We start from the raw sequence: 23,787 nt of genomic DNA, 5'->3' as shown, positions 1-23,787 counted from the left end.
ATGAGCACAAATTCAATTCCAGCATCAAAACGCTGGTTCTCTAAAGCGTGGTTACTTGAGCAAAAATCGCTGATAGCGCTACTTATTCTTATTGCGGTTGTTTCTTCTATTAGTCCTAATTTCTTTACGCTAAATAATATTTTTAACATTCTGCAGCAAACCTCCGTCAATGCGATTATGGCTGTCGGTATGACGTTAGTTATTCTCACATCAGGTATCGATTTATCAGTTGGCTCACTATTAGCATTAACAGGTGCTGTTGCAGCATCAATGGTAGGCGCTGATGTAAATGCTATTGTCGCTGTGGCTGGTGCCTTAGTATTAGGTGCTGCTATTGGTGGCGTTACAGGAATTATTATTGCTAAAGGTAAGGTTCAAGCCTTTATCGCAACGCTCGTCATGATGTTATTACTACGTGGTGTTACCCGTGTTTATACCGATGGTAGTCCAATCAGTACAGGATTTAGCGATAATGCCGATATCTTTAGCTGGTTTGGTATAGGTAGACCTTTAGGTATTCCTACACCTATTTGGTTAATGGCGATTGTCTTTTTGAGCGCTTGGTATCTATTACACCACACTCGTTTAGGTCGCTATATCTATGCCTTAGGCGGTAATGAATCAGCAACACGTTTATCAGGTATTAGTGTTGATAAAATCAAGATTGCAGTTTATGCACTGTGTGGATTATTAGCCGCTCTTGCTAGTGTCATTGAAGTAGCACGCTTATCCTCAGCTCAACCCATGGCAGGTAATGGCTATGAGTTAGATGCTATTGCGGCTGTTGTATTAGGTGGTACCAGCCTTGCTGGTGGTAAAGGCCGTATTATGGGCACATTGATTGGTGCGTTAATTTTAGGATTCTTAAATAATGCACTGAATTTACTAGGTATATCATCGAATTATCAAATGATAGTAAAAGCATTGGTGATCTTACTTGCTGTTTTAGTTGATAACAAAAAATAACACACATTGTTCAATCCGAAACCCGACAGGAATCTTTATTATGAAACTAAAAAAAGTAGCAACATTACTTTCTGCCGTTGCACTAAGTGCAACAATAAGTGTCAATGCATTTGCTAAAGAATCAATCGCGCTTGTTATATCAACACTCAATAATCCTTTCTTTGTGACCATGAAAGATAGTGCTCAAAAAGAAGCAAATAAACTAGGTTATGATTTAGTTGTTCTCGACTCTATGGATAACCCCGCTAAAGAATTAGCAAACGTGCAAGATCTCACCGTAAAAGGAACACGTTTAATGCTGATTAACCCAACAGATTCTGATGCTGTAGGCAATGCTATTTTAATGGCGAATAAAGCCAATATCCCTGTAATTACCTTAGATAGAGTTGCCAATAAAGGTGAAGTTGTCACTCACGTTGCCTCTGATAACAGGCTTGGTGGTAAAATGGCAGGTGATTATATTGCACAAAAAGTCGGTAATGATGCAAAAGTTATTCAGTTAGAAGGTATCACAGGGACATCAGCCTCTCGTGAACGTGGTGAAGGTTTTAAACAAGCTGTTGATGGCCATAAAATCAAATTGCTAGCAAGCCAGCCTGCTGACTTTGATCGCACAAAAGGCCTTAATGTCATGCAAAATCTATTAACCGCAAACCCTGCTGTCCAAGCTGTCTTCGCTCAAAATGATGAAATGGCATTAGGCGCATTACGTGCATTGCAAACCGCAGGTAGAACTGATGTGCTGGTTGTCGGTTTTGATGGTACAGAAGATGGCATTAAAGCGGTTAATCGCGGTGTTCTAGGTGCAACTATCGCACAACGCCCTGATCAAATTGGTATTATTGGTATTCAAACTGCCGATAAAGTTCTAAAAGGGGAAAAGGTAGAGCCGACAATCCCTGTTGCACTGGAATTAGTTGTAAAAGAATAACCACTATTTATGCCACGGAGTTATCTCCGTGGTTATTCTTCATATTTACAAGGATAAACGTTATGACAACACCTCGCCTCGTTGTACTAGGTAGTATTAATGTTGATCATATTATGAATATTTCACAGTTTCCAAAACCCGGTGAAACCATTATCGGTCATCATTACCAAATTGCTTTTGGAGGTAAAGGCGCAAATCAAGCCGTTGCTTGTGGTCGTAGTGGTGCTGATATTACGTTTATCGCATGCGTTGGTGATGATGCAATCGGACGGCAAATTATCTCTCAACTTAAGACCGATAATATTCATACTGATACTATTCGTGTTATTCCTAAAACGCCAACTGGCGTTGCCATGATCCTAGTAAATGAAGACGGTGAGAATGTTATTAGTATTGTTTCTGGCGCAAATGGTGCTCTTACCCCTTCTTATTTAGAACAATATCATCATGTAATAAAAAAGGCAGATGCACTATTAATGCAGCTTGAATCACCATTAGAAACTGTATTTCAAGCGGCTAAATTAGCAAAAGAGAACCAAACACTCGTTGTTTTAAACCCAGCACCAGCACAGTTGTTATCCGATGAGTTTCTGAGTTTTATTGATATTATTACGCCAAATGAGACAGAGGCTGAAATATTAACAGGAATTTGTGTACAAGATGAGGCTAATGCCCAAAAAGCAGCTGATATCTTACATAGTAAAGGAATAAAACGAGTATTAATTACACTAGGACAACGTGGTGTCTGGTTTAGTGAACAAGGTGATGGCAAAATTATATCTGGCTTTAAAGTCGAAGCCATTGATACTATCGCCGCAGGTGATACCTTTAATGGTGCATTTGTAACTGCAATATTAGAAGGTCAATCCTCTTTAGATGCAGTTCGCTTTGCACATGCAGCAGCCGCTATTGCTGTGACACGTCACGGCGCGCAATCATCTATTCCATGGCGAGATGAAATTAATTCTTTTCTAGAAGAGCGAGCATAATATTTTGGCAACAATGAAAGATGTCGCCCGTTTAGCCGGCGTTTCAACTTCAACAGTTTCACATGTTATCAATAATAATCGTTTTGTCAGCGAAGGTATTCGTGCAAAAGTTAATGAGGCTGTAAAAACTTTAAACTATGCACCTTCCGCATTAGCGCGCAGTTTAAAAATGAACTGCACAAGAACGATTGGTATGCTCGTCACAACTAGTAATAACCCTTTTTATGCCGAAGTGGTTAGAGGTGTTGAACGCAGTTGCTATGAACAAGGTTACAGCCTTATTTTATGCAATACAGAAGGGGATTATGAGCGCATGGATAGTAGTCTTGAAACATTATTGCAAAAGCGTGTTGATGGCTTACTGTTGATGTGTACAGAATCAAGAGCACCATCTAGTGAAGTATTAAGCCGTTATCCTCGTTTGCCTATGGTGATGATGGATTGGTCTCCTTTTGAATATGGTGGAGATATTATCCAAGATAATTCATTGTTAGGTGGTGAAATCGCAACAACATATCTCATTGATAAAGGTTTTACTGAAATAGCCTGTATTGCAGGTCCTCAAGATAAACTCCCAGCAAAACATCGTTTACAAGGCTATTATAATGCGATGCAGAAAGCAGGTTTATCAGTACGCAAAGAATTTGTATTAACGAGTGATTTTGAATTTTCAGGTGGCTTAACTGCCATGGAAAAGCTACTTTCATTGCCCAAACTGCCTCAAGCTGTGTTTACTTGTAATGACGCTATGGCGGTTGGTGCTTATCAAGCTGTTTATCAAAAAGGATTACATATTCCTAGCGATATCTCAATTATTGGCTATGATGATATCGACCTTGCACCTTATATGACCCCCCCTCTTTCTACCATTCATCAACCTAAAGATGAACTAGGCAAATTAGCCATTAGCCAATTGCTTCATAGAATGGAAAATCTTGATGCAAAAGCGAATACGTTAGTATTAACACCCAAGCTTATTGAGCGTAGTTCAGTTGTGGACTATAAAAAATAATCCCATATTATTAGTTAATTACAACGTTTAGTATATATTTCACTCTGTATATTTGGTAACCTCTCCAAGTTGCTATATACTTATGCTATATAGCAATAATTAAGAGGAGGTTATTACTATGATCCTGCATGGAAAAGTCTTTATGAGCAATAGAACACAAAATGTTCGTTTACCTGCTGAAACTCGTTTTCCTGAAAATGTGAAAGATGTTGTTGTTCGCGTAAAAGGAAAAGAAAGAATAATAACGCCTATACAAAATGCATGGGATAGCTTTTTCTTAACAGAACAGTCTGTAACAGATGATTTTTTATCTGAAAGACCAGAGCAAGTGATAAGCGAAAGAGAATCCTTTGATGATTAAATACCTGCTAGATACCAATATTGCTATTTTTACTATTAAGCGTAAGCCTGAATTTTTATTACCAAAATTTAATCAGCATGTTGAGCAACTAGCTATTTCTACAATAACACTTGCTGAACTCATATTTGGTGCTGAAAAAAGCTTAAATCCAAGTAAAAACTTAGCAACAATCAATGATTTCGTATCTCGATTAATGGTTTTATCTTACGATGAATTAGCGGCATACCACTATGGAGATATTAGAGCGACACTTGAGAAGCAAGGTAAACGTATTGGTGATAATGACTTACACATAGCCGCTCATGCTAGAAGTAAAGGGTTAATTGTGGTAACAAATAATACTCGAGAATTTGACCGAGTAGAGGGATTAAGGGTGGAAGATTGGACTCGTCAGTAGTTTAGAAACTAAGCTTATTGAGGGTAGTTCAGTTGCTGATTTTGTAAGTGATTAACAAAAAGATGATAACTATTATTACTAATGCTCTATTTTTATATGATAGTATTTTTATTTCACAAACATCCACAATAAAAGACATGTAAATCAATAAATTAAAAAAACAAATAAAACGTTTATTAATGCTTTAAATCCTTAATTAAGTATTATATTTTATTCTCTTTTTCTTACTATTTACCACATAGAGAACGAGGGATGCAAATTACGATAAAATCTATTATACTATTGCCCCTTGGCATTATCATATACGCGATATTTTAAGCTATGCGTTGTAGGTTTATACCTTAATCGATAATGTATTTCTTAATTTATTGGGCAAGTGCTATCTTCATTTAAATGATTTAACACTCCCCATTTTGATAAAATTTGAGAGTATTACTATGTCATTACCTTCTTGTCCTAAATGCAATTCAGAATATACTTATGAAGATGGTGCAATGTATGTGTGCCCTGAATGTGCCTATGAGTGGAACGATGCTGAACCTGTCGTTGATAACGATGAGTTAGTGGTTAAAGATGCTAACGGCAATTTATTAGCAGATGGTGATGCCGTTACTGTTATCAAAGATCTCAAAGTAAAAGGTAGCTCTTCCATGTTAAAAATCGGTACTAAAGTAAAAGGTATCCGATTAGTAGAAGGCGACCATAACATTGATTGTAAAATTGATGGTTTTGGGCAAATGAAGCTAAAATCTGAATTTGTGAAGAAAAGTTAATATAGATAATATAATCACTAATAAATATCCGTATTAATATACAAAAAGGCGCTCTCAAAGCGCCTTTTGTTTAGGTAAATAAACCTAATTATTTGTATTAAAGTGATCAAAACCTTTTAGATTTGGATACACTTCTTCGCTATCACGAAAATAGCGAATACCCTCGGCGATAGGCATAATTTGGCCGATACAATGAAAATCTGCGCCTGTATGCGCTAATGCTATATCTAAAGCACCACGATTAATCTCAGGCACTGTAAAACACAGCTCGTAATCCTCACCACCGCTTAAAGCCCAAATTTCTGCTTGTTCTGCGCTAACTTCGGCTTTCATTGCTGAAGAATAAGGAAGTGCATCTAAATTAATTCGAGCCCCACAACCACTCGCTTTTAAAATATGATTTAAATCGGAGATAAGCCCATCCGAAATATCAATAGCCGATGTTGCTAAAGATCGTAAAGCTTGGCCTTGTAATAAACGAGGCTGAGGTCTTAAGTGTCTCGCAACAAAATAATCACGATTTTCTTGCTGTGATGGTTGTAACCGATTTTGTAATACAGCAAATCCAGCAGCGCTATCACCTAAAAAACCAGAGACGTAAATCCAATCCCCTATTTTTGCACCAGAACGCAATAATGCTGTGCCTTGTGGAATAAGGCCTTGAATAGTAATAGTTAAACTTAAAGGACCTTTCGTTGTATCACCACCAATTAATTGAATGGCGTAATAATCAGCAAGTGCAAAAAAAGACCGGCTAAATGCTTCAAGCCAGTCATCATTCATTTCTGGTAATGTTAATGCGAGAGAAGCCCATGCAGGATCAGCGCCAACTGCTGCTAAGTCACTAATATTAACGGCTAGCGCTTTATAAGCTAAATCTTCAGGTGAGATACTAGGAAGAAAATGAATACCACTCACTAACGTATCCGTACTAATTGCAACTTGCTGTTTTTCAGGGACTGAAAGTATTGCGCAATCGTCTCCAATTCCTGTAGTCACATCTTTTCGTTTTACAGGCTGTGAAGTGAAGTATTGTTTGATGAGGTCAAATTCACCACAAGGCATCATCTATTCCTATTAAGCAACATTTAGTAAACAAAAGGCCGGAATAACCGGCCTTCAATTATTGATTTACCATAGAGGAAACGTGAAAAATATTATTTTTTACGTACAGTTGGTGCTGCTTTATCAAGAACACCATTAACAAATTTATGGCTATCGTCTGCACCAAATACCTTAGCCAGTTCAATCGCTTCATTAATTGCAACTTTGTAAGGAACATCTTGACGGAAGCTAAGTTCAAACATTGCTAAACGTAAAATTGCTTTTTCAACTTGGCCTAGTTCTTCAAGTTGACGGGATAAATAAGGCGCCATAGCCTTATCTAAGCGAGCTGCATTAATAGCAACACCCACTAAAAGCTCACGAAAGTAAGCAATATCTACACCTTGGGTATCCTGCTCGGATAAAAACTCCAATTCCACATCCGCGATGTCATTTCCGGATAATTGCCATGAGTAGATAGCTTGAACAGCACACTCACGAGCACGACGACGAGCAGCAGGTTTCACAAAATTCCCCTTTAGTTAAAACAGATGATTAGCCTTTTATGGCTTTAAGTACATTGATCATTTCAAGTGCTGTCATTGCGGCTTCAGCACCTTTGTTGCCCGCTTTAGTACCAGCTCGTTCAATAGCCTGTTCAATACTTTCTGTTGTTAATACACCGAAAGTTACAGGGATCTCAGTTTGCATTGCAACATGAGATAAGCCAGAGCTACATTCACCAGCAACGTATTCAAAATGTGCGGTTCCACCACGGATAACGGTGCCTAATGCAATAACGGCATCGTATTTATCGCTTTCAGCCAGTGCTTTTACCGTTAATGGTAATTCATAAGCACCAGGAACCCAAACGACGGTTATATTTTCAGAAGAAACTTGTCCAATGCGTTCTAGTGCGTCAACCGCACCTTCTAACAAGCTATCATTGATGAAATTATTAAAACGGGCAATTGCAATTGCTACGCGTGCGTTTGGCGCCGCGACAACACCTTTGATTACGTTCATAGGTTACCTTTTTTCTCCTATCCGCGGGGCGCGGATTTTATCATATTCTTACCCTTACTGCGCTCTGTTTTATTATCACACAGCAAAGGAGCCAAAAATCCTTGATAAATCAAGGTAGTTACTTGGCTGATAACAATGTCGTAACGACAGGAAATAACACACACGGCGCTATTTTACTACAAATAGCGCCATAGACACACTTATTTGCATCTATTAATAACGAGGTTTTAAACACACTTTAATATCAGGGCCAATTTGCTCTAACGAAGCTATTGTAAATTCAGGAGCTTGAGATAACGCAGAAAGAGGCGTGAGTGTAAATAATCCCCTTGCATCATCACCTAAAATTTTAGGTGCAATGTAAAGAATGAGTTCATCAACAAGGCCAGCTTCTAATAATGCACCTGCAAAATGTGCACCGCATTCAGCCCAAACAGTATTGATATTGCGTTTACCTAATTGCATCATCAATAAAACCAAGTCAACACCGCTATTTTTACCATTGGTAGGCAGTAAAATTTCTGATACATCACCTTGCCAATCACTATTTTCTGAACGAGTGCGAGCCAACCAACATTCACCTGCTAATTGCGTGATTTTATACTCTGGCGTCACTCTATTCTGGCTATCTGTAATAATACGAATAGGCTGGCGTAGTGTTTCTTTAGGGTATATTGTTTTAATATTGTCAGATAATTCATCCCAACGTACATTCATTGAAGGATTATCTGCTAATACCGTTTCACTCGTCGTTAAAATTGCACTTGCTTGAGCACGGTAATTTTGCACATCTTGACGAGAAGCGCGAGAGGTTATCCATTGGCTTTCACCTGTCGCTAGTGCTGTTTTTCCATCTAAAGATGCCCCTAATTTAAGTTGAATATAGGGAAATCCTGTTCTCATGCGCTTAAAGAAACCAACATTAAGTTTTTCAGCTTCTTGCATCAAGACGCCATGAGAAACATCAACACCTGCTGATAATAATTTATGTAATCCACGCCCTGCCACTTGAGGATTAGGATCTTGCATCGCAGCAACCACGCGTTTTACACCTGCATTTATCAATGCATCAGCACAAGGTGGTGTTTTACCAAAATGACTACATGGCTCTAATGTGACATAGGCTGTTGCGCCTTTCGCATTATCACCTGCCATATTGAGTGCATTCACTTCTGCATGAGGGCCACCAGCATGATGATGATAGCCTTCACCAATGATTTTGCCATTTTTAACGATAACACAGCCTACATTAGGGTTCGGCGATGTAGTAAATCGACCAAATGCAGCCAACTCAATAGCACGACGCATAAATACGTCATCATCATGGCTATCGTTAGTCGATTCCTTGTTGCTGTCATTATTTATCATAATAGGTATAGTCATTTATTATTAATCGTTATTATTTATGGATTAAATCAAACTGCGATTAATCTTGTAAGCGTGCTATTTCTTCACCAAAATCACGAAGATCTTCAAAGCTTCGATATACAGAAGCAAAGCGGATATAAGCAACTTTATCGAGCTTTTTCAATTGCTCCATAACAAAATTACCAATTTCTTTAGAAGGGATTTCTCTCTCTCCTGTCGCTCTTAGTTGTGATTTTATTTGGTTAATGGCGGCTTCGACGTCATCAGAGCTTACAGGTCGTTTTTCTAATGCTTTAAGCATGCCTCTACGTAATTTTTCTTCGTCAAATGGCTCTCGTATCTCGTCACTTTTGACAACACGAGGCATGACTAACTCTGCGACTTCAAACGTCGTAAAGCGTTCATGGCAAACAAGGCATTGGCGACGACGGCGCACTTGTGAACCATCACCAACAAGTCGGGAATCAATTACCTTGGTATCTACGGCTCCACAAAATGGGCAATGCATAGTTATTCCTACTTTTGACAATACTGTAAACAGTGTACCTGTTCAGTGAACAAAAAACACCCTGTCAGAATTAACTGGCAGGGTGTTTGCAATGGTTTATCAGAAATTCACTCTATTAAGGTAAGAGTGATGTCTGATCTGCACCCTCTTTTTCTACTTTTTGTACAATCAAGTGTTCGCGTTTCATTCCCAATTTTAGTGCTAATGCAGAAGCCACGTAAATAGAAGAAATCGTACCAATTGAAACACCGATTAACATAACTAAAGAGAAGCCTTTAAGCATTGAGCCACCAAAAATATACAGCATCAATACAACTAATAATGTTGTTGCTGATGTCATAATGGTACGACTTAATGTCTGAGTCAGGGAAACATTCATAATTTCATACGAAGTTCCACGACGAATTTTACGGAAGTTCTCACGAATACGATCCGATACAACAATACTATCGTTTAGTGAGTAACCAATAACAGACATTAATGATGCGACAATGGTTAAGTCGATTTCAATTTGGAAGAGAGATAATATACCCAACGTGATGATAACGTCATGCGCAAGAGCAATAACAGCTCCTAACGCTAAACGCCATTCAAAACGGAATCCAACGTAGATAAGAATACAGATTAGTGCAGATAATAACGCCATTGCACCTGTTTGAGCCAATTCACTACCAACACTAGGCCCCACAAATTCAATGCGTTTTACCGTTGCATCATTATCAATTTCAACATTGATAATATCGATGATTTTCTTACCTAATTCTTGACCTGCCTGTCCTTCAACAGGAGGTAAACGCACCATAATATCGCGACTGCTACCAAAGTTTTGTAACAGAGGATCTTTATAGCCTGCTGCATCTAGGCTATGACGCATTTTATCAAGATCAGCCGGTTTACTGAGGTTAATCTCAATCACCGTACCGCCTGTAAAATCGAGTCCCCAGTTAAATCCTTTCACGGAAATGATAGCAATAGACGCTATCAAAAGCAGAAACGAAATACCAAAGGCGACGTTGTCCCAACGCATAAAGTCAATAACTCTACGACCATGGTTTAATTGTTCAACAGTATAATCCTGTGCCACAACGTGCTCCTTAAATAGACAGTTTCTTAATGCGTTTACCACCATACAGCAGGTTTACAATCGCACGAGTACCGACGATTGCGGTAAACATGGAGGTTGCAACCCCGATAGCGGTTGTAATCGCAAAGCCTTTAATTGAGCCAGTACCGACTGCATAAAGGATGACCGCTGTAATTAATGTGGTTAAGTTCGCATCAATAATACTGGAGAAGGCACCTTTATAACCTTCATGGATTGCTTGCTGTACTGAACGACCATTGCGTAACTCTTCTTTGATACGCTCGTTTATCAGTACGTTAGCATCAACGGCTACCGCAAGGGTTAAGACAATCCCCGCAATACCCGGCATGGTGAGTGTCGCTCCCGGTAATAAAGACATTACCCCGACAATCATGACCAAGTTTGCCATTAAAGCCGTACTCGCAATCACACCAAATTTACGATAGTAGAGGATCATAAAGGCAACAGAAGCAATCAGACCCCATAAACACGCTTCTAAACCTTGTGTTATGTTCTGAAGACCTAATGTTGGGCCAATCGTTCTCTCTTCGACAATTTGAATTGGTGCAATCAATGCCCCTGCACGCAGTAGCAGAGATAATTGGTAAGCTTCGTTTGCGTTAGAAATACCCGTAATACGGAAACTATTTCCTAAACGTGATTGGATATTCGCAATATTGATAACTTCTTCATTTTTTACCAAAATTGCGCGGTCATTCGCATCACGTTTACCGCTGTCTTTGTACTCTACAAAAAGCGTTGCCATCGGTTTACCGATATTATCTTTTGTAAAGTTAGACATGATAGAGCCACCTGCACTATCCAGTGAAATATTCACTTGTGGCTGACCATATTCATCTGATTGAGATGTTGAATCTGTAATATGGTCACCTGTTAAGATAACTCGTTTATACAGAATCGTTGGTCTACCATCACGCGTGTTTTTCACTTCTGAATCACCAGGAATACGACCGGTTTCTAACGCAGAAGGGTCAACAGACGTGTTAACTAGACGAAACTCTAATGTTGCTGTTGCACCTAGTATCTCTTTTGCACGAGCAGTATCTTGGATACCCGGTAATTCAACAACAATTCTATCAGCACCTTGACGTTGAACTAATGGTTCAGCAACACCAAGCTGATTCACACGATTACGTAAAATAGTAATATTTTGCTGTACAGCATAGGTACGCGCTTCACGTAAACGAGTGTCGGTGAAGATAGCTTTTAGCGTATTATTGCTACCATCTTTAAAGACTAACTCTTGACCATTTTTACGAGTCAAATAAGTCGAGGCTTTATTGCGGTCGTCTTCATTACGAAAACGCATTTCAACGCTATAGTTATCCGCTTTGCGAATAGAAGAATATGGAATGCCTTCATCACGTAATTCTGTACGTAGGCTATCAATATTTTGCTCCTGAAGTTTACTTAACACGGTGTCCATGTCGACTTCCATTAAGAAGTGAACCCCACCACGTAAATCTAACCCCAGTTTCATTGGTTCACCGCCAATAGCTTCTAGCCATTTTGGTGTAGCAGGAGCAAGGTTAAGTGCAACGATGAATTGGTCACCTAATGCAGGTAACAACGCTTCACGGGCACGTAATTGAACGTCAGGATTGTTAAAACGAACGAGAATCGCACCATTTTCGAGTGCAATTGATTTCGCTTCGATTTTTTCTTTATCGAGCAAAGTGCGAACTTGATCCAGTGTTTGCTCACTGGCGGCGGTTCCCCGCACACCAGTGATTTGAACAGCCGGATCCTCACCATATAGGTTAGGAAGTGCGTAAAGCAGACCGATGAGGATAGCGAATATCAACATCAGATACTTCCACAAAGGATAACGGTTTAGCACGGCAGTTCCCTTTTCCCTTTGGGGAAATGTAGATTAAATAGCTTTCATTGTGCCTTTTGGTAAAACAGCAGCAACAAAGTCACGTTTGATAGTTACTTCAGTTGTTTCATTCAGTGCAACAACGACATAGCCATTGTCAGACACTTTCACAACACGTCCAATTAAACCACCAGTGGTCAATACTTCATCACCTTTACCAATAGATTCCATCAATTTACGATGTTCTTTAGTACGTTTTTGCTGTGGACGTAGGATCATAAAATAAAAAATCAGGATAAAGATCACTAACATCGGTAAAATTGACATAAAACTAGCTTCAGGGGCAGCTTGTCCAGCAGAAGCAACAGCATCAGAAATGAAAAAACTCATTCACTTTTCCTCATTGTTATCGATAACGACGATATTCAAGTTATAAGCCCAATATCATACACAGAATTGAGCTTTCTCGTATACATTAATCACACTTACTCGCACAGCCATTTAATGGCGGTACAGGTTTTCCTATGCGTTCATAAAATTCTAGTACAAACGCGTCAAAACGGTCTTCTTCAATAGACTGACGAATTTCAGCCATTAGGCGCTGATAATAACGTAAATTATGAATGGTATTGAGTCTTGCACCTAAGATTTCATTACAGCGATCTAAATGATGTAGATAAGCACGACTATAATTTTTACAGGTATAGCAATCACAGTGCTCATCTAATGTTGATGTATCAGAACGATGTTTTGCATTACGAATCTTAATCACACCATCTGTCACAAAAAGATGGCCATTGCGTGCATTTCGTGTTGGCATTACGCAGTCAAACATGTCGATACCACGACGAACGCCTTCAACTAAGTCTTCTGGTTTACCCACCCCCATTAAATAGCGAGGTTTATCTGCTGGAATTTGAGGACATACATGCTCTAAAATACGGTGCATATCTTCTTTAGGTTCACCAACAGCAAGTCCACCCACAGCGTAACCATCAAAACCTATATCGACTAGCCCTTTCACTGAAATATCGCGTAAGTCTTCGTAAACACCACCTTGAATAATGCCAAATAATGAATTTTTATTGTTTAATTCATCAAATCGTTGGCGACTACGTTTAGCCCAACGTAATGACATTTCCATTGAGGTTTTTGCATAATCCCAATCAGAAGGATAAGGAGTACATTCATCGAAGATCATCACGATATCAGAACCCAGATCGTATTGAATTTCCATCGATTTTTCTGGGCTTAAGAAAATTTTCTCGCCATTTATAGGGTTTCTAAAATGAACACCTTCTTCTTTAATTTTACGCATTGCGCCTAAACTAAAGACTTGGAAGCCACCAGAATCTGTTAAAATAGGACCTTGCCATTGCATAAAATCATGTAAATCACCATGTAATTTCATGATTTCTTGACCAGGGCGTAGCCATAAATGGAAGGTATTCCCTAAAAGAATTTGCGCACCTGTTTGTTTCACTTCTTCAGGTGTCATACCTTTTACAGTACCGTAAGTCCCTACAGGCATAAACGCGGGTGTTTCAACAACACCACGTTCAAAAATAAGGCGACCACGGCGAGCATTGCCGCTAGTCTTATCTAATTCGTATTTCACTCATCCTCCGAGCATCAGAAAAACAGTCCAATGCGTGATAAAAAACAGCGTATTCTAATCATTTATTAGACAACTGTATATGTTAACGCAATAAAAAACCCTGTTTAGTCAAAGAGATTTCTTAATAAAGGAGCGATAACATCTTAGATAACTAAAAAATGGCAAATAAAGACGAATAAATAAATATTAATTATCTTTCATATATCATCTCATTTACTGAAAAGTTACGTTATTCTTGTCCAACTTTTTCATTAATCGCTAATGGATTGCGGGTGATAAACATCGCATCTCCATAACTAAAGAAGCGATATTTTTCTTCTACAGCGTTTTTATAAGCATTTATAGTGTTTTTGTAGCCTGCAAAAGCAGAAACTAACATAATTAATGTAGATTCAGGTAAATGGAAATTAGTAATTAACGCATCGATAACCTGATATTGGTAACCTGGATAAATAAATATCTGAGTGTCATCAAAAAATGGGGCAATTAGTGCATTTTGTACTGCATTTGCTGCACTTTCTAAAGAGCGTACTGATGTTGTTCCTACTGCGATAACACGATTACCTCTAGCTTTACAAGCAAGCACTGCATCAACAACGTCTTGTGGCACCTCTGCATATTCTGAATGCATAGTGTGCTCTTCAATATTATCAACACGCACAGGTTGGAATGTACCAGCACCAACATGTAAGGTCACAAAGGCCATTTCAACGCCTTTATTTTTCAATGCTTCAAGTAATGGCTCATCAAAATGTAACCCCGCAGTTGGTGCAGCAACCGCACCTGGACGCTCATTATAAACGGTTTGATAAAGTTCTTTATCAGACTCTTCATCTGGACGATCTATATAAGGAGGTAATGGCATATGCCCAATGCTGTTAAGAATAGTCAGCACATCTCTTTTATCATCAAAACGAATTTCAAAAAGCGTATCATGGCGAGCGACCATTGTTGCTTGTACACTTTCATCTTCACCAAAAATCAGTGAAGCGCCTTCTTTAGGCGATTTAGAAGCTCTTATATGGGCAAGAACACGATGCTCATCAAGCATTCGCTCAACAAGCATCTCAATTTTGCCGCCAGAGGCTTTACGACCATAAACACGTGCAGGAATAACACGCGTATTATTAAAGACGAGCAAATCACCAGCATTTAATTTATCTAAAACATCAGTAAAGACGCCATGAGATAACGCCCCTGTTTCCCCTTCTAAAGAGAGAAGACGACAACCACTACGTTGAGGCTGAGGATAATGGGCAATCAAGGCTTCTGGTAGTTCAAAGCTAAAATCTGATACACGCATAATTAAAGACTACTTTCATAAAAAACAGGCGGACTAGTCTAGTGCTGCCAGCTTGTCAGTGCAACAAAGAAGCCCTTTTTTATTCAAAAAGAGGTATGATAACAGCATGAATTATCTTGCTCACTTACACCTCGCCTTTAGAGCGAAAAGCTCAATATTAGGCAACATGATGGCGGATTACGTCAAAGGTGATCCTCACTCTCGTTACTCTGATATCATTGTGGATGGTATTCGTATGCATCGACGCATTGATGTACTTACCGATACTCACCCTCTGGTTAAAGAAGCACGTTTATTATTTCCTGAGCAATATCGACGTGTTGCTCCAATTACCTTAGATGTGTTTTGGGATCACTTTCTTTCATTAAATTGGTCTAAATTCGAGCCCAACATACCTTTAACTGACTTTGTCACAAAGACTCGAAACATTATTGAACCTGATTTATGGCAAACACCTGAGAAGTTTCAAGAACTCAACGAATATTTATGGTCACAATCTTGGTTAATTCGATACGCTGATAAGGCTTATATAGCTCAAACATTAAAAGCGATGGCAAGAAGACGTCCAAGACTCAGTGCGCTTGAAGGTTCTTATATTACCCTTGAAACTCACTATGACGAGTTAAGCCATATTTTTTGGCACTTTTATCCAGAATTATTAAATCGTGCACAACATCATCAGCTTCATGATTGATATACTCATTCATTCTGATGTCATACTGACAAGATAAACTGTTTATATTAATAAAATAAAAATATAGTTTTAGTACTAAATTAGCCACAATTTATTAACAAGCATAGTATTCATTTCTAAAGTTGATTAGAATATGGAATGTGATAAGGCATCATAAATAATCTTATTTTACTGTTTTTTATATTGATTTTTCTGATAGCCACAATCTATTGAATAGATTGCTCTGTTTAACTTTATCAATAGCAATTGATTATTTATGCTGTATTCAACATTTAAAAACAGGGTATAGACACCCACAACTCTTTCAATCTACAGGAGTACATTATGGTTTTGGTTACTCGTAAAGCCCCAGATTTCACCGCATCAGCTGTTTTAGGTACAGGTGAAATTGTTAATGATTTTAATCTACATTCATTTATCAAAGGTAAACCTGCCGTTATTTTCTTCTGGCCAATGGACTTTACTTTTGTTTGCCCATCAGAGCTGATTGCATTTGATCATCGTTTTGAAGAATTCCAAAAACGCGGTGTTGAAATTATCGGTGTTTCTATGGACTCAGAATTTGTTCATAACGCATGGCGTAAAACAGCGATTGATGATGGCGGTATTGGTGAAGTGAAATACCCAATGGTTGCAGATATCAAACATGACATTATTAAAGCATACGGTATTGAACACCCAGAAGCAGGTGTTGCATTACGTGGTTCTTTCTTAATTGATAAAGAAGGTATTGTTCGTCACCAAGTTGTTAACGATCTACCATTAGGTCGTAATATTGATGAAATGATCCGCACTGTTGATGCATTACAATTCCACGAAGAGCACGGTGAAGTCTGCCCTGCACAATGGGAAAAAGGCCAAGAAGGCATGGGTGCATCTCCTGATGGAGTTGCTAAATACCTAAAAGCGAACTCAGGTAAACTGTAATTATAATTTACCTCTGATGTACTGTATCAAAGATTTTTCTAAACCCCATTTTATGGGGTTTTTTTATTCCTTTTTTAGTAATCTGCTCATATAAGTTTGCAGTCTTTTTATACGATAGATTTATAAAAACAATAATACTTTTTAATTATCATTATGAAATTTTATGATTCTATCGAATAAACCCTTAAAAAAAAGATATTTATTTTTCACTTTTTTATGATATAAATCATTTTTGTTTAAATTTATTAAAAAATTATTAAAAAAAAATCGTTAAATATCAATTTTCATTTTAATGCGATTTTAAAACTTATAAAATAAATGATTAAAATCATTATCCCATCATGTAAAAGTAATACTTCCTTACCTCCATTAATATATTGTTACCATTTAATTTTCTTAAAATAAAATAACAACACCTTTATCATTTCTATATTAATGATATTTTCAATCTTAATGAAAAAAACAATTTATTATATATAAAAATCAAATAATTATTAATTAAAATAAATTCATTTCACTTATTACCCTTACACTCAATAATAGTAAAAAAAATAAAAAAACAATCATTGATGGTTTTAAAATATTAAAAAAAACAAATAAATGGTTTAAAACACTTTTACAATAATAAAAAGCAAATATACTCTATTCACTATTAAAACAAGTTCTTATCAATAAAAGGCAATACTAATTATGAAAAACATTAATATTGAAGATAGCTTAAACTTATTTATTGGTTCCTACTTTAAAAGAAACAGAAAATTGAAAAAAATATCAGGTAAACAACTAGGCACGATGCTAAATTTAAGCCAACAACAAATTTCTCGCTATGAGAATGGTAATACTCCATTCACAATAGAATTAATGATAAAACTCTCAGAAATATTAAATATTAATACTATTGAATTGTTTAGGAATATTGAAAAGTGGCTAATTAAAAATAAAAATAAAAATAATCAATAATACAAAAAAATTATATTAATATGGTTAAATGAAAATATAATAGAAATTATTTAAACTTCATTATAATATTTACTATATTTAATTATCGTTTATGACATAAGATATAATAAATTAAATTTCCATTTATTTAAATAATAGGTATTCATTAATTCACGTTATATTGAAAAAATTACTCATAATTTTTTAATGATCTATCTATAAAAATAAGTCTTAAAAATAAATTATGTTTTAGGTGAAATAATAGCCTTGGATAATATTTTATTTTATTCCAGTAAGTCACTAAATAATCATTAACTGGATAATACAGCAGAATATATAGCTGGTAGTTATACTCAATGGTATACATGTTATGAAGGAGCCATCATTTTTAGGAAAATTAATACCCTTTCCATAAATTCAATATTCTTTGCAAATTAGTTAGAGTAGTTAACCTCTTAGTATTAGAGTTAATACCTATATTGTATCCACTGTATTTATTAATATAGTTTAACTATTAACTTACACTAAACAGGAGAAAGTATGTTTTGCTCCTGTTTTCCCATTTTACCACTTATTTATTCCTTTTTTACTTAATTTATAATACTTACTTTCGTATTACTTTCTATTAAAATTATTTTCTCATTATTCTATTTATAAGATTCTCATTATAAATAATCCCCTTCTATACTTCTAATTACGTGATTATAAATTAATACTAATACTTACGTATATTTCCTACTAAATAAGCATTCACTATCAATCCCATAACTACTTATTACTTATAACTTACTGTAATTAATGGAGATATAATGATTACTATAAAAAAGACACACTTGCTTATACTCACATCGCTTTTCTCACCCATGCTTTATGCCGCTTATGAACCTGCTGTTGAAGCTCACCAAGGCATGGTTGTTTCTTCACAACATCTAGCCTCTGATGTTGGTCGAGATATCCTAGAAAAAGGTGGCAATGCTATTGATGCTGCTGTTGCTGTAGGCTATGCACAAGCTGTTGTTAATGCCTGTTGTGGTAATATTGGTGGCGGTGGTTTTATGACAATTCACCTTGCTGATGGCACAAATACCTTTATTAACTTTAGAGAAACAGCACCAGCCATTGCATCTAAAGATATGTATTTGGATAAAGAAGGAAATTTAATTAAAAATGCGAGCTTATACGGCTATTTAGCATCAGGTGTGCCAGGTACAGTGAAAGGCCTTGATGCAGCATTAGAAAAATATGGTACTCTTTCACGCCAAGAAGTCATGGCACCTGCGATTAAATTAGCGAGAGACGGCTATATTTTAACGCGAGCAGATACTGATGTATTAGAAACATCAACTGAACGTTTTAAACAAGATCCTCAAACAGCAAAAATTTTCTTAAAACCTGATGGCTCAGCATGGCAACCCGGTGATAGATTAATTCAAACAGATTTAGCAAATACTCTTGATGCTATAGCTAAAGAAGGACCTGATGTTTTTTATCACGGTGAAATTGCAGAGAAAGTCGAAGCAGCATCAAAACAACATCATGGTTCTCTGACAAAAAAAGATTTTGAAAACTACACCATTACAGAAACAAAACCAATTAGCTGTAGCTATCGAGGTTATGAATTTATTTCAGCACCACCTCCAAGCTCAGGCGGTGTGACTATTTGCGAGACTCTTAATATCTTAGAAGGTTACGATCTTAAATCGATGGGGTTTAATTCAGCGCAATATGTACATACATTAACAGAAGCGATGCGACATGCTTATATGGATAGGAATACCTTTTTAGGCGATCCTGAATTTATTAAAAACCCAACCGATAAATTACTCAGTAAAGAATATGCTGGTGCAATACGCCAACAAATCAATGTAGATAAAGCGACGCCATCAGCAAATGTTCAGCCTGGTAAAGCGCCTCATGAAAGCCCTGAAACAACACATTATTCTGTTGTTGATAAAGACGGCAATGCAGTTTCAACAACTTATACGATAAACGGTCGCTTTGGTGCTGTTGTTATTGCGCCAGGTACTGGTTTTTTCCTTAATAATGAGATGGATGATTTCACAACAAAAGTGGGTGAAAAAAATCTCTATGGTTTAGTTCAAGGAGAAAGAAACAGTATTGCACCATCAAAACGTCCCCTTTCATCAATGAGCCCAACACTTGTAACAAAAGATGGAAAACCTTTCCTTATTCTAGGTTCACCTGGAGGTTCTCGTATTATTTCCATCACATTACAAACGGCGCTTAATATTATTGAGTTTGGTATGCCACCACAAGAAGCCGTTAATAGCCCAAGAATTCATCATCAATGGTTACCTGATGAGGTTTATTATGAACAACGAGGCTTATCTAAAGACACATTAGATAAGCTCTCAGCAATGGGTTATAAAATGGTAGAACAAACACCTTGGGGTGCTGCTGAGCTCATTATGGTTGCACTACCTGGTGAAGAAGGTGTGATATCAGCAACATCAGGCAATGATTCTGCTGTTTCTGGCATTATTCGTGAAGGTTATCTCTATGGTGCTAATGATGCGCGTCGCCCTGCGGGTAAAGCATCAGGCTATTAAGCGATAAAAATTAGGAGGATTTATTTTCAATGAATAAATCCTCTTTTTTAAATAAAAAAGCAGATACTCCATTTAAAAAAACAGACACCATAATGTCCAAAATGGCATTTTTTTGCTATAATTGGACATTATGGTGTCTTTTTGGGGTGTGTATGAAATTATCTCTATTAACTGATTTAGATGTCAGTCGCGCTTTTGCAGCTCACCTTCGTCAACAACGAGAAAAAGTGAAATGGTCACGAGATGAGCTTGCACATCGCAGTACTGTACCCGCATCGACAATAAAAAAATTCGAACTACACGGCAAAATATCCTTAAGACAATTATTATTACTTTGGCAGTGTTTAGATGATTTAAATAGACTCTTTGATGTTGTCGATCCTAAAAAGGTCAATAAACCTAGAATGCCAAGAACAATTGAAGAGGTACTAAAAGGTGGATTTTAAGCCAATACAAAAATTAGCCAAAGAATATGGCGTATCAACAACTATCAAATCAGACATTGAAAAAACCTTAGCAAGTCGGTTAAAAGAGAATAGTCATCTACTGTAGCCTTAATGATTTAACAAAAAAGGGAAACACTTGTTTCCCTTTTTATATTGATATTCAAGCAATAAATTCGTTATTTCATAACTTCTGAATGCGTGGATTTCTTGGTATTAGTACCCACTACTTTGTCATAAATAGCAAAAATAACAATTGTGATAATAACGGGAATTAACCACGCTAATCCTTGTGCACTTAATGGTAATTTCTCAGCCCATTCAGGTAATAAATGATTCAAATGCGTTGACGCTTTCATTGCATCAAAAACACCAAAAATTAAGCTTACTGCCATCGCTGGTGCAATAATACGACGAGGATTATTCCATAAACGCAATGTAAAGCTCATTAAAATTATCACAATACACGGTGGATAAATCATGACTAAAACAGGAATAGAGAATGCAATTAGCTTAGTTAAGCCAAGATTCGATACCACAGCAGAAAAAAGAGATAATCCCAACACTAAGCTACGATAAGAAATTGGCAGATAGCGACTAAAGAATTCAGCGCAAGCACATGTTAAGCCAACAGCAGTCACCATGCATGCTACAAATATCAATACTGCTAAGAAGAAGCTTCCATAGTTACCAAATGTATATTGGACATAAGCATGGAGAATATCAGCCCCATCTTCCGCTCCTGGGATAATGCTTCCACTTGCTGAACCTAGTTTAAATAGCGTCAAATAAACAAGCGTTAATAATACACCCGCAATTAATCCTGCCCACATTGTATAGCGAGTCAGTAATGAGGAGTTTTCGATACCACGAGAACGCGCTGCATTGACAATAACTATCCCAAAGACCATTGCACCCAATGTATCCATCGTTAAATAGCCATTGATGAAGCCTTCAGTAAAAGCCATATCTTGATAGGATTGAGTAGCAGGAATAGATGTACCTGCTGGCCAAAATACGGCTGCAATACCCAATATTGCCAATGCTAAAATTTTAACTGGCGCTAAAATATGGCCAACACTATCAAGCAATTTACCAGGGTAGAGCGAAATCCCCGTGACAATGACAAAGTAAATAATACTATAGATTAGCAATGTCATATCAGTATCACCCACTAAAGGCGCAATACCTACTTTAAATGAAACTGTTGCTGTACGTGGCGCTGCAAAAAGCGGGCCTACAGCAAGATAAGCGACAATTGCAAGTATAAGTCCTAATGTTTTCCCTATTGGTGAGCTTAATGCCTCAATACCACCGCCGACTTTCGCTAAAGCGATAACAGTGAGTACAGGTAAACCCACGCTGGTGACAAGGAAACCAATTGCTGCAGTCCAAACGAATTCGCCTGACTGAAAACCTACCATAGGCGGAAATATAATATTGCCTGCTCCAACAAACAGAGCAAAAGTCATAAGCCCTAGTGCCAAAATATCTCTGGAAGTTAATCGATGTGTCATAAGTTTTGTTAATGAGTGGTTATAAAAAATTAATTCACGTTAATGATAAATATTTAACGCAACATAAAATCAACAATATCTATTTAGCCTCGAATTATCATTATTTAGAATAAAATTCATAAATAACCATTTTATACAGAGCAATTACGTATCAAATAGAAAAAATCGCCGATAACTGCGTACAAGTAAAACTTTTATAATGAAAAAAGGCAATAGCTAATCCCAAAACCAGAATAATTATCTAAACTCTTTTTTAAGATTAGTGAGAACTGTTAGATATGACAGAATATACCCGATATGATTTGCTTATTTTATCACCAAAGACGTAAGATCAGATTTTCATTTAAAGTTCTGATTAATTAATAATTTTAAAATTTAATACTAATTAACGTTATCTTTTTAATATTACAAATTAAAATCATTTAATAACAGTAAAGCTATAACTCTATACTTTCATAAAGCTATAGCGATTGAAAAACAATCTATTTATGATTATCTGCTATTTTTTATTTGTATTCTCTGTCGCTATTATTTTGTCAACAATGTTTGAGGCAAAATAAAAGAGAAAGTTGAACCACTTCCTATCTTACTTTCGATATTGAGCTGAGAATGGTGATGTTGAAGTGATTTTTTGACTATCGCAAGCCCTAACCCAGTGCCACCAGTATGACGAGAACGTGCTTTATCTACGCGATAAAAACGCTCAGTCAACCGTGTTAAATGTTCCGCGCTAATACCAGGCCCGTTATCAGAAACCTTAAATTGCATACCTTGTGGTACTTTTTGCCAACTTACCTTAATCGTAGCACCTTCTGGCGTATGATTGATGGCATTAAAAACTAAGTTCGACATTGCACTACGTAATTGCTCTTCATTACCACGCACTAACCATTGTTTATCAATATCAAAAATAATGTGATGTTGATCTTGGCTTAATGATATCGCTTCTTGTTGAAGTAACATTAAAATATTAGGAACATCGACAACCTTATTTAAATCAATATAAGGGGCTGATTCAATACGCGAAAGTTGCAAAAGCTGCGTCACTAACGTATCCATACGTTTTGCTTGTTCTTGCATTGTGACAATGGCTTTATGCTCACTAGGTTTTGTCGCTGTTGTGTCTTCCATCATCTCAAGATAGCCTTGAATAACGGTTAAAGGTGTTCTAAGTTCATGGCTAACATTGGCAAAAAAATCGCGTCGTGCATTTTCAAGTGTATTTTTTTCTGTCACATCACGAGCTACCATTAACCGTTGGTCAGCACTATATGGCATCACTCTAAATTCAACAATAGAGCCATTATTCAGTGAAAGAGTTAACGGCCTATCAAAATGAGCGTTAGTGAAATAATGTAAAAAATCGGGATAACGTAATAAATTAAAAATATTTTGCCCATTATCATCAGGCCAACGAAACCCTAAAAGATGTTGCGCTAAGTTATTACACCAAAAAATATTACCTTCATTTGTCATC

Annotated in this window: 24 protein-coding genes; 12 read left to right on the top strand and 12 right to left on the bottom strand. The window is 36.9% G+C overall.

Annotation, left to right across the window (positions count from 1 at the left end):
* From rbsC to M983_RS11645, 7 genes are all read left to right on the top strand, one after another.
* Positions 1-966, top strand: a complete 966-nt coding sequence (gene rbsC, locus M983_RS11675) for a ribose ABC transporter permease (protein ID WP_066750757.1) — start codon at positions 1-3, stop codon at positions 964-966.
* A 40-nt stretch (positions 967-1,006) separates the two neighbouring features.
* Entirely contained in the window at positions 1,007-1,897 is an 891-nt protein-coding gene (gene rbsB / locus M983_RS11670) for a ribose ABC transporter substrate-binding protein RbsB (RefSeq protein ID WP_066750748.1), read from the top strand.
* Between the two features lie 62 nt (positions 1,898-1,959).
* Complete coding sequence (gene rbsK, locus M983_RS11665) at positions 1,960-2,886, top strand: ribokinase (protein ID WP_066750746.1); 927 nt, start codon at positions 1,960-1,962, stop codon at positions 2,884-2,886.
* A 4-nt stretch (positions 2,887-2,890) separates the two neighbouring features.
* Entirely contained in the window at positions 2,891-3,898 is a 1,008-nt protein-coding gene (gene rbsR, locus M983_RS11660) for a ribose operon transcriptional repressor RbsR (protein ID WP_210433244.1), read from the top strand.
* A gap of 118 nt (positions 3,899-4,016) precedes the next feature.
* On the top strand, positions 4,017-4,259 hold the full coding sequence (vapB, locus tag M983_RS11655; RefSeq protein ID WP_066750742.1) for a type II toxin-antitoxin system VapB family antitoxin: 243 nt from the start codon (positions 4,017-4,019) through the stop codon (positions 4,257-4,259).
* Positions 4,252-4,656, top strand: coding sequence for a type II toxin-antitoxin system tRNA(fMet)-specific endonuclease VapC (gene vapC / locus M983_RS11650; RefSeq protein ID WP_066750740.1), 405 nt, complete (start codon positions 4,252-4,254; stop codon positions 4,654-4,656). Before vapB ends, vapC begins: the two co-directional genes overlap by 8 nt.
* Before the next feature lie 437 nt (positions 4,657-5,093).
* Positions 5,094-5,429, top strand: a complete 336-nt coding sequence (locus M983_RS11645) for a zinc ribbon domain-containing protein YjdM (protein ID WP_066750732.1) — start codon at positions 5,094-5,096, stop codon at positions 5,427-5,429.
* Positions 5,430-5,513: 84 nt separating this feature from the next.
* Here M983_RS11645 and thiL read toward each other — a convergent pair whose 3' ends face one another.
* From thiL to queA, 10 genes are all read right to left on the bottom strand, one after another.
* Positions 5,514-6,494: a thiamine-phosphate kinase gene (gene thiL / locus M983_RS11640; RefSeq protein WP_066750728.1), complete on the bottom strand. Its 981-nt coding sequence runs from the start codon at positions 6,492-6,494 to the stop codon at positions 5,514-5,516.
* Positions 6,495-6,586: 92 nt separating this feature from the next.
* Positions 6,587-7,000, bottom strand: coding sequence for a transcription antitermination factor NusB (nusB, locus tag M983_RS11635; RefSeq protein WP_066750725.1), 414 nt, complete (start codon positions 6,998-7,000; stop codon positions 6,587-6,589).
* A gap of 28 nt (positions 7,001-7,028) precedes the next feature.
* Positions 7,029-7,499 carry a 6,7-dimethyl-8-ribityllumazine synthase gene (gene ribH, locus M983_RS11630; RefSeq protein WP_066750722.1) on the bottom strand — a complete coding sequence of 157 codons (471 nt, stop codon included), beginning with the start codon at positions 7,497-7,499 and terminating at the stop codon, positions 7,029-7,031.
* 213 nt (positions 7,500-7,712) lie between these two features.
* On the bottom strand, positions 7,713-8,867 hold the full coding sequence (ribD, locus tag M983_RS11625; protein WP_066750720.1) for a bifunctional diaminohydroxyphosphoribosylaminopyrimidine deaminase/5-amino-6-(5-phosphoribosylamino)uracil reductase RibD: 1,155 nt from the start codon (positions 8,865-8,867) through the stop codon (positions 7,713-7,715).
* A 58-nt stretch (positions 8,868-8,925) separates the two neighbouring features.
* A complete protein-coding gene (nrdR, locus tag M983_RS11620) occupies positions 8,926-9,375 on the bottom strand; it encodes a transcriptional regulator NrdR (RefSeq protein WP_066750717.1) in 450 nt (149 codons plus the stop codon).
* 115 nt (positions 9,376-9,490) lie between these two features.
* Positions 9,491-10,459: a protein translocase subunit SecF gene (gene secF / locus M983_RS11615; protein WP_066750714.1), complete on the bottom strand. Its 969-nt coding sequence runs from the start codon at positions 10,457-10,459 to the stop codon at positions 9,491-9,493.
* 10 nt (positions 10,460-10,469) lie between these two features.
* Complete coding sequence (gene secD / locus M983_RS11610) at positions 10,470-12,320, bottom strand: protein translocase subunit SecD (protein WP_074388168.1); 1,851 nt, start codon at positions 12,318-12,320, stop codon at positions 10,470-10,472.
* Between the two features lie 33 nt (positions 12,321-12,353).
* Entirely contained in the window at positions 12,354-12,689 is a 336-nt protein-coding gene (yajC, locus tag M983_RS11605; protein ID WP_066750710.1) for a preprotein translocase subunit YajC, read from the bottom strand.
* 85 nt (positions 12,690-12,774) lie between these two features.
* Complete coding sequence (tgt, locus tag M983_RS11600; protein ID WP_066750707.1) at positions 12,775-13,917, bottom strand: tRNA guanosine(34) transglycosylase Tgt; 1,143 nt, start codon at positions 13,915-13,917, stop codon at positions 12,775-12,777.
* A gap of 229 nt (positions 13,918-14,146) precedes the next feature.
* Complete coding sequence (gene queA / locus M983_RS11595; protein ID WP_066750705.1) at positions 14,147-15,220, bottom strand: tRNA preQ1(34) S-adenosylmethionine ribosyltransferase-isomerase QueA; 1,074 nt, start codon at positions 15,218-15,220, stop codon at positions 14,147-14,149.
* Positions 15,221-15,326: 106 nt separating this feature from the next.
* Between queA and M983_RS11590 the strand changes: the two genes are divergently transcribed.
* The 5 genes from M983_RS11590 to M983_RS11570 all read left to right on the top strand — a co-directional run bounded on the left by M983_RS11590 (position 15,327) and on the right by M983_RS11570 (position 20,796).
* Complete coding sequence (locus M983_RS11590; protein ID WP_066750702.1) at positions 15,327-15,914, top strand: acyl carrier protein phosphodiesterase; 588 nt, start codon at positions 15,327-15,329, stop codon at positions 15,912-15,914.
* Between the two features lie 324 nt (positions 15,915-16,238).
* The gene (locus M983_RS11585; protein ID WP_066750698.1) at positions 16,239-16,841 is read left to right on the top strand and encodes a peroxiredoxin C; all 603 of its coding nucleotides are present in this window, start codon (positions 16,239-16,241) and stop codon (positions 16,839-16,841) included.
* Between the two features lie 690 nt (positions 16,842-17,531).
* Positions 17,532-17,801, top strand: coding sequence for a helix-turn-helix domain-containing protein (locus tag M983_RS11580; protein ID WP_083954592.1), 270 nt, complete (start codon positions 17,532-17,534; stop codon positions 17,799-17,801).
* A 788-nt stretch (positions 17,802-18,589) separates the two neighbouring features.
* A complete protein-coding gene (gene ggt, locus M983_RS11575) occupies positions 18,590-20,350 on the top strand; it encodes a gamma-glutamyltransferase (protein ID WP_066750695.1) in 1,761 nt (586 codons plus the stop codon).
* Between the two features lie 152 nt (positions 20,351-20,502).
* Positions 20,503-20,796: a helix-turn-helix domain-containing protein gene (locus M983_RS11570; RefSeq protein WP_066750808.1), complete on the top strand. Its 294-nt coding sequence runs from the start codon at positions 20,503-20,505 to the stop codon at positions 20,794-20,796.
* 176 nt (positions 20,797-20,972) lie between these two features.
* On the opposite strand, the gene brnQ is transcribed toward M983_RS11570, so the two are convergent.
* A complete protein-coding gene (brnQ, locus tag M983_RS11565) occupies positions 20,973-22,310 on the bottom strand; it encodes a branched-chain amino acid transport system II carrier protein (RefSeq protein ID WP_066750694.1) in 1,338 nt (445 codons plus the stop codon).
* A gap of 528 nt (positions 22,311-22,838) precedes the next feature.
* A partial coding sequence (gene phoR, locus M983_RS11560; RefSeq protein WP_066750692.1) for a phosphate regulon sensor histidine kinase PhoR occupies positions 22,839-23,787 on the bottom strand: 949 nt, incomplete at its 5' end.

This window comes from Proteus myxofaciens ATCC 19692, assembly GCF_001654855.1.
GTDB lineage: Bacteria > Pseudomonadota > Gammaproteobacteria > Enterobacterales > Enterobacteriaceae > Proteus > Proteus myxofaciens.
Note: the sequence above shows the minus strand (reverse complement) of the source record. Positions and strands in the feature narration are given on the sequence as shown.

What these genes read in the sequence shown, in the direction of transcription:
- rbsC (WP_066750757.1), top strand. Translation starts at nt 1, where the DNA reads ATGAGCACAAATTCAATTCCAGCATCAAAACGCTGGTTCTCTAAAGCG.
- rbsB (WP_066750748.1), top strand. Translation starts at nt 1,007, where the DNA reads ATGAAACTAAAAAAAGTAGCAACATTACTTTCTGCCGTTGCACTAAGT.
- rbsK (WP_066750746.1), top strand. Translation starts at nt 1,960, where the DNA reads ATGACAACACCTCGCCTCGTTGTACTAGGTAGTATTAATGTTGATCAT.
- vapB (WP_066750742.1), top strand. Translation starts at nt 4,017, where the DNA reads ATGATCCTGCATGGAAAAGTCTTTATGAGCAATAGAACACAAAATGTT.
- vapC (WP_066750740.1), top strand. Translation starts at nt 4,252, where the DNA reads ATGATTAAATACCTGCTAGATACCAATATTGCTATTTTTACTATTAAG.
- M983_RS11645 (WP_066750732.1), top strand. Translation starts at nt 5,094, where the DNA reads ATGTCATTACCTTCTTGTCCTAAATGCAATTCAGAATATACTTATGAA.
- thiL (WP_066750728.1), bottom strand. Translation starts at nt 6,494, where the DNA reads ATGCCTTGTGGTGAATTTGACCTCATCAAACAATACTTCACTTCACAG.
- ribH (WP_066750722.1), bottom strand. Translation starts at nt 7,499, where the DNA reads ATGAACGTAATCAAAGGTGTTGTCGCGGCGCCAAACGCACGCGTAGCA.
- ribD (WP_066750720.1), bottom strand. Translation starts at nt 8,867, where the DNA reads ATGATAAATAATGACAGCAACAAGGAATCGACTAACGATAGCCATGAT.
- nrdR (WP_066750717.1), bottom strand. Translation starts at nt 9,375, where the DNA reads ATGCATTGCCCATTTTGTGGAGCCGTAGATACCAAGGTAATTGATTCC.
- yajC (WP_066750710.1), bottom strand. Translation starts at nt 12,689, where the DNA reads ATGAGTTTTTTCATTTCTGATGCTGTTGCTTCTGCTGGACAAGCTGCC.
- queA (WP_066750705.1), bottom strand. Translation starts at nt 15,220, where the DNA reads ATGCGTGTATCAGATTTTAGCTTTGAACTACCAGAAGCCTTGATTGCC.
- M983_RS11590 (WP_066750702.1), top strand. Translation starts at nt 15,327, where the DNA reads ATGAATTATCTTGCTCACTTACACCTCGCCTTTAGAGCGAAAAGCTCA.
- M983_RS11585 (WP_066750698.1), top strand. Translation starts at nt 16,239, where the DNA reads ATGGTTTTGGTTACTCGTAAAGCCCCAGATTTCACCGCATCAGCTGTT.
- M983_RS11580 (WP_083954592.1), top strand. Translation starts at nt 17,532, where the DNA reads ATGAAAAACATTAATATTGAAGATAGCTTAAACTTATTTATTGGTTCC.
- ggt (WP_066750695.1), top strand. Translation starts at nt 18,590, where the DNA reads ATGATTACTATAAAAAAGACACACTTGCTTATACTCACATCGCTTTTC.
- M983_RS11570 (WP_066750808.1), top strand. Translation starts at nt 20,503, where the DNA reads ATGAAATTATCTCTATTAACTGATTTAGATGTCAGTCGCGCTTTTGCA.
- brnQ (WP_066750694.1), bottom strand. Translation starts at nt 22,310, where the DNA reads ATGACACATCGATTAACTTCCAGAGATATTTTGGCACTAGGGCTTATG.